Source organism: Vibrio sp. 10N.222.46.A1, from assembly GCF_041473595.1.
GTDB lineage: Bacteria > Pseudomonadota > Gammaproteobacteria > Enterobacterales > Vibrionaceae > Vibrio > Vibrio tasmaniensis_A.
Genome location: NZ_JBFRSN010000566.1, coordinates 1 through 5,715 on the forward strand (window position 1 = coordinate 1; position 5,715 = coordinate 5,715).

4 protein-coding genes are annotated in these 5,715 nt (G+C 45.2%); 3 read left to right on the top strand and 1 reads right to left on the bottom strand.

Going from position 1 to position 5,715, the window contains the following annotated elements; all coding sequences use genetic code 11:
• On the top strand, positions 1-1,809 hold a 1,809-nt coding region (locus AB4496_RS16060), incomplete at its 5' end, for an efflux RND transporter permease subunit (RefSeq protein WP_372131353.1).
• 96 nt (positions 1,810-1,905) lie between these two features.
• On the opposite strand, the gene AB4496_RS16065 is transcribed toward AB4496_RS16060, so the two are convergent.
• Positions 1,906-3,195, bottom strand: a complete 1,290-nt coding sequence (locus tag AB4496_RS16065) for a peptidoglycan DD-metalloendopeptidase family protein (RefSeq protein WP_009847553.1) — start codon at positions 3,193-3,195, stop codon at positions 1,906-1,908.
• A 129-nt stretch (positions 3,196-3,324) separates the two neighbouring features.
• Here AB4496_RS16065 and tyrS point away from each other — a divergent pair, with 129 nt between their 5' ends.
• Both tyrS and AB4496_RS16075 read left to right on the top strand, forming a co-directional pair.
• Positions 3,325-4,512 (top strand): tyrosine--tRNA ligase, encoded by a 1,188-nt coding sequence (tyrS, locus tag AB4496_RS16070; RefSeq protein WP_004734518.1) that lies wholly within the window; start codon positions 3,325-3,327, stop codon positions 4,510-4,512.
• 426 nt (positions 4,513-4,938) lie between these two features.
• A partial coding sequence (locus tag AB4496_RS16075; RefSeq protein WP_372131355.1) for a magnesium transporter occupies positions 4,939-5,715 on the top strand: 777 nt, incomplete at its 3' end.

The window sequence follows — 5,715 nt, forward strand, 5'->3', positions numbered from 1 at the left end:
GCGAAACGGATGGCGTGGCCGATAACCGCATCGACAGCGACAACCTTAGCTGCATTTGCTCCGTTACTGTTTTGGCCGGATGTGACAGGCGAATTCATGAAGTTTCTGCCACTAACACTGATTGCAACGCTAACCGCTTCATTGATTATGGCGTTGTTGTTTGTACCGGTATTAGGTGGCTTGATTGGCAAACCTCAATACGTATCGCCCAAGAGCCAAGCTCGAATGGTGGCACTGCATAATGGTGATTTTTCACAAGCAACGGGCTTAACCAAGGCGTATTACCACACGCTTTCGATTGCGATTAAGCATCCCTTTAAGATTCTGTTCAGTGCGATATTGCTCGCGGTTGCAGTTGGTTTTACTTACTCCAAAGCGGGCCTAGGTGCAGAGTTCTTCCCTGAGGTTGATCCACCATTCTTTAATGTCAAAGTTCGCTCACATGGTGATCTTTCTATTCAAGAAAAAGATGACATCATGCGCGATATTGAGCAAATGATGCTTAATCATGATGAGTTCGATACTGTTTACACACGCACGGGGGGGGACGACCAGATTGGCTTGATCTCGATTACTCCTGTTGATTGGCAATATCGTCGTAGTGTTAAAGCGATTATTGATGAATTGAAGGTGCAAACCGATCAATACGCTGGTGTTGAGATTGAATATAAGTTTCCAGATGCAGGGCCTCCGGTTGAAAATGATTTAGTGATTGAGCTGTCAGCAACAACACCAGAACAGCTGAATCAGGCTGCAAAAATTGTAAGAAACTGGGCGGATGGTAATCAAGCTCTGACTAACATCAGTGATACAGCAAGCAAAGATGGCATTGATTGGAAAGTGGATATTCGCCGAGACGATGCCGCACGCTTTTCCGCTGATGCGACCTTGGTGGGTAATACCGTTCAATTCGTTACCAATGGTCTCAAGATTGGTGATTACCTGCCTGATGACTCATCAGAAGAGGTCGATATCTTGGTGCGTTACCCTAATGATAAAAGAGATATCGGACGCTTTGACCAGTTGAGAGTCAAAACACCTGCTGGCTTGGTGCCGATCACCAACTTTGCTCAGATTGTTCCCGACCACAAGCAAGATACGATTAAACGCCTCGATGGTAAGCGCGTAGTGAACATCATGGCGGATATGGAAGAGGGCTATAACCTTGCCCTCGAACTGCCAAAGATTGAGCAAGCGTTAAGTGAATTGGGGCTACCTAATAGCGTAGAATTTCGTATCCGTGGTCAAAATGAAGAGCAAGAAAACTCTTCTGCCTTCTTACAAAGTGCATTCATGGTTGCACTGGCGGTAATGGCGTTGATTTTGATTACTCAGTTTAATAGTTTCTATCAAGCATTCCTGATTCTTAGTGCGGTGCTGTTCTCTACGGTTGGTGTGTTTGTTGGTCTGCTTATCTTCCAACGTCCGTTTGGTATCGTGATGTCCGGTATTGGAGTGATTGCACTGGCAGGTATAGTGGTGAACAACAATATCGTGCTGATTGATACCTATAATCAGTTAATCAAAAGAGGCTTAGATAAGCGCGATGCAATTCTGAGAACCGGTGTTCAGCGTTTAAGACCAGTGATGCTTACTACGGTCACTACCATATTAGGTTTGATGCCGATGGTGTTAGAAATGAACATCGATCTGATTAATCAAAAAATAGAGTTTGGCGCGCCGAGTACGCAATGGTGGTCGCAACTCGCTACGGCGATTGCGGGAGGTTTGGCATTTGCGACAGTACTAACCTTGGTGCTGACGCCTTGTTTGCTGATGCTAGGGCGAGATAAGAAGCCTGAAAAATAGTAGATACAGTGGTTCGATGAACATAAAAAAGAGCGCCTTGGTGGGCGCTCTTTTCGTTGGTTTATAGGGCTCTTAACCTAATTGGTATCTAGTTGCCTAATTAGTCGCTAGCAACTGGCCGTATCGCTCAAGGTTATTCAGTCGAATCTCTGAGTTGGCAATAAAGGTTGCTTTTGCTTTACCGGTTAACGACTTAGATTGCGGTAATTTCACGGTTCGCGCATTTTTATGTACGCCATTGACCAAGAATTCATAGTGTAAGTGCGGGCCAGTCACACGGCCTGTACCGCCCAAAGTACCAATGGTTTGGCCTTGTTTTACGCGCTGACCTGTTTTCACCATACGTCGCTTCATATGCAGGTATTTAGTGATATAGGTGTTGCTGTGGCGAATGAACACGTAGTTACCATTGAATTGGTTGTAACCCGATTTCTGAACAATACCGTCACCGGCTGCCCAGATAGGTGTGCCAACAGGGGCTGCGTAGTCGGTGCCTCGGTGAGCTCGAACCTTACCGGTTACTGGGTGTTTTCTACGAGGGTTAAAGTTCGATGTTACACGGCGAAAATCAATCGGTGAGCGCAAGAAGGCTTTCTTCATAGCACGACCATTTTCATCGAAGTAGTTGCCGCTTCTATCATCTAATACCGCGGTAAATGAATCACCTTGGTTTTTGAATACTGCCGCCATGATCTTGCCGCGACCAATCACTTCGCCTTCAACGACTTTCTCTTGGTACAAAATCTTAAAGCTGTCGTTGTTGCGAATATCCAACGCAAAGTCGATATCCCAACCGAAGATGCCCGCCAGTTCCATAATTTGGTTTGCAGTTAGGCCTGCATTGACGCCGGCGTTCCAGAAGTTAGACGTGATGTTGGCTTCGGCATAGTTGTATTGGTAGGCCACTTCCTTTTTGTCGAAGCTAGAGGAGAATGAATCGCCAGACTTAGTGATTTTGAAGCTTTCAAACGCACTAAGTTGTCGCTTCAACTGAATAAGGTCGTTGTTTTCATCAAAGCCGAATTGTAATACGTCGCCAGGTCTTAGATTGGACAGCTGCTTTTTAATATCGTTGTTGGTATTGAGTAGAGTGATCAGTAAACGGTATGAAAGGCCAATACGTTCAAATAAAACAGAGGTGCTTTCGCCAGAGCGAACGGTGTATTTCTCCCATTTGAGTACTGCCGTCGGTGGTGCGTCACTTGAGCTAACAAGTGCTGATGCACTGATCGTCAGTGGGTAGTGTTTTCCAACGACTAAAGCTCCCGTATCGTCACGTAAGCTGTTGACGTCGGGGAGTAAGAAAATAGCGATAAAAATTACGGCACTAAAAAATGCGATAAATGCCCGGTGCAAAATGGGAAGGCGTGCAAAAATAGACAACATGTTCCGGTTCGTTCTGTAAATATTATGAAAATAGACGACGGAATAGTGTAACTGGTTTCAAAATACATCGCTATTCAAGTAAGATGTCTAATTATTATATTTTTGCCAAATCTGTGGGAGTGAACAAGAATGGCGAGTATTGAAGCTGCACTAGCCGAGATCAAACGTGGCGTAGAAGAACTGATTCCAGAAGACGAACTGATTGCGAAACTAAAAGAAGGTCGTCCTTTACGCATTAAACTGGGTGCCGATCCAACCGCTCCAGATATCCACCTAGGCCATACGGTTATCTTTAACAAGCTTCGTGCTTTCCAAGAGCTTGGTCATGAAGTGACGTTCCTTATCGGTGATTTCACAGCAATGGTTGGTGATCCATCAGGTAAGAACTCAACACGTCCACCGCTAAGCCGTGAAGACGTATTGAAGAATGCTGAAACTTACAAAGAGCAAGTATTCAAGATTCTAGATCCTGCGAAAACGCAAATTCGTTTCAACTCTGAGTGGTTATCTGAGCTTGGTGCAGAAGGCATGATTCGTCTTGCTTCTAACCAAACTGTTGCTCGTATGCTTGAGCGTGATGACTTTAAAAAGCGTTACGCTGGTGGTCAACCGATCGCAATCCACGAATTCATGTACCCACTTCTTCAAGGTCACGACTCTGTTGCACTAGAGAGCGATGTTGAGCTTGGCGGTACTGACCAGAAGTTTAACCTTCTTATGGGTCGTGAACTGCAAAAAGCAGCAGGTCAAAAACCACAAGCGGTACTGATGATGCCACTACTTGTTGGTCTAGACGGCGTTAAGAAGATGTCTAAGTCTGCGCACAACTACATCGGTATCAGCGAAGCACCAAGCGAGATGTTTGGTAAGATTATGTCTATCTCTGACGATTTAATGTGGAGCTACTACGAGCTACTGTCTTTCCGTCCTCTTGAAGAAGTTGCGGAACTGAAAGCTGGCGTTGAGGCGGGCAAAAACCCTCGTGACGTGAAAGTACTTCTTGCTAAAGAGATCATTGCTCGTTTCCACAGCGAAGCCGATGCTGAAGCGGCTGAGCAAGAGTTCGTTAACCGTTTTGCTAAGAACCAAGTTCCTGATGAAATGCCTGAATTTGAATTCGAAGCCGGCCTACCGATTGCGAACGTTCTAAAAGAAGCGGGTCTTGTAAACTCGACTTCTGATGCGATGCGTATGATCAAGCAAGGCGCTGCTAAGCTTGAAGGCGAGAAGATTGAAGACAGCAAGTTTGTACCTGAAGCAGGTACTGCAGTTTACCAAGTAGGTAAGCGTAAGTTTGCTCGTATTACTATTAAGTAATAACACACATCAATAATTGAACAAAAGGCATCCACGGATGCCTTTTTTATTGACACAAAGTTGACGAAGTTTTTGAACGTGCATTGCTACACTATGCGCGCTGTCATATTGACAGTAATTTTGGAGATTTTTATGAACAATACCGACCATCCTCCTAGTTTGAATGGAGAAGAATAACCTGTCTCGGTATTGATCTATTATCCTGCCGTTCGGGTAGGGTATCTTTGTTTTCCCCCTCATTCTTTTCCACACTCTAGATTCTAACAAGTAGACACATCAGTGCTTTAAGCTCTTGGTGCGCTTAGTTGTATGTTCTTGATGTATATAGCTATACGCTCTTGGTGTACACCGCTTTATACTCTCGGGGTACTCTCTATAGGCTACTTGTTTTGATGGTCGTTACCTTTGCCAATCGGGAGATTCGCCATGACGGTAATGAACAACACTTTTTTATCTATTGAAGCTCTGTACTCAGAGCAAGACATCCAAGCTGTATCGAATGCTTTTCAACAGTACGGACGTGAGCAACAAATTAACCTTTTAAACCGAATGCCACTTGAAGATGCGGTGTTAGTGCTTGGGCAATGCTCTCTTAGTACGATTCAGACTTTACTTAGTGAGCTAGAAGAGCAGGGCTTTGAGAAGCGCTCTCGACATCTAGCTCACCAATTAGGGCTGATCTACTCAGAGGTTGAACCACAACAGGGTTACCTTTCAACTGGAGTGCTTAGCCATGTTAGGCAGCGTATCGGTTGGATTATTGCCTTAGCACTGCTGGGCATTGTCTCTGGGCTTATCATTGCTCAGTATGAAGACATTCTTAGCCAGCTAGTACTTCTGGCGATCTATATGCCGGTAATCGCTGCCGCGGGTGGCAACACAGGAACACAAGCTGCGACTTTGGTCATTAGGGCCTTAGCCACAGGGGAATTGAAGAAACGCCAGTGGGCCAACGTTCTATGGAAAGAGCTTAGAGTTGCTATCTGTTTAGCTCTTGCGATCGCCTTAGTGATGATTGGCCGAATCTTATTATTCAGTGACAACCAGTCAACGGGGGGTTACGACATTAATATGATTGCTTACGCGATTGCTGTTGCTCTGTTTATTCAAGTGACCATATCAACTGTACTCGGCGGCGGGTTACCGATAGTCGCTCGATTCTTCAAACTTGATCCTGCTGTGTTAGTGAGCCCTGTACTGGCT

Excerpts from the sequence above, each read along its gene's own strand:
- AB4496_RS16065 (WP_009847553.1), bottom strand. The coding sequence starts at position 3,195 with ATGTTGTCTATTTTTGCACGCCTTCCCATTTTGCACCGGGCATTTATC.
- tyrS (WP_004734518.1), top strand. The coding sequence starts at position 3,325 with ATGGCGAGTATTGAAGCTGCACTAGCCGAGATCAAACGTGGCGTAGAA.